The organism is Oleiphilus sp. HI0079 (assembly GCF_001635105.1).
In genome coordinates, this window is sequence record NZ_LWFT01000011.1 from 1 (window position 1) to 741 (window position 741).

At 48.2% G+C, this 741-nt stretch carries 1 protein-coding gene; it reads right to left on the reverse strand.

Features of this window, described 5'->3' with window-relative positions:
- Positions 1–125: 125 nt before the first annotated feature.
- The coding region (locus tag A3750_RS00285) for an Hsp70 family protein (protein WP_156498260.1) at positions 126–741 on the reverse strand (616 nt) is incomplete at its 5' end.

A 741-nucleotide genomic window follows, 5' to 3' on the forward strand; every position in this document is an offset into this window, starting at 1 on the left:
CATTCACCAATTCTCTTCACTTCCAGCCTCAGAAATAGAAGCTTACTAGATACAATAACGCGGAAGTCGATGCTTCCGCGTTAAGGTTAACGTACAGCTTGAACAAGCCGACTAAGCGCTATCGCTTATTTTTTGTCGTCTTTTACTTCTTCAAACTCCGCATCTACCACGTCTTCACCAGACTGTGATTGAGCTTGTTCTTCACCGCCAGGAGCGGCGCCTGCTGCACCTTCAGCTTGCTCAGCATACAATTTTTGAGCTAGACCAGAAGAGGCTTCAGTCAATGCCTGAGTTTTCGACTCTATCGCATCTTTGTCATCGCCCTTCAATGCTTCTTCAAGCTCTGCAATTGCAGTTTCGATAGCGGTTTTCTCTTCAGCGGTCGCTTTGTCACCCGCTTCTTCTAGCGTCTTCTTGGTAGCGTGCACCATTTGATCGCCTTGATTACGCGCAGTGACCAGCTCTTCGAACTTACGATCCGCTTCGGCGTTCGCTTCCGCATCGTTGACCATGTTATTGATCTCATCATCCGAAAGACCAGAAGAAGCCTTGATCACGATAGACTGCTCTTTACCTGTCGCTTTATCCTTCGCCGACACATTCAGAATACCGTTCGCATCAATATCGAATGTTACTTCGATCTGAGGCATTCCACGTGCCGCAGGCGGTATGTCTGCCAAATCAAAACGGCCAAGAGACTTATTCGACGAAGCCTGCTTACGCTCACCTTGAACCACGTGA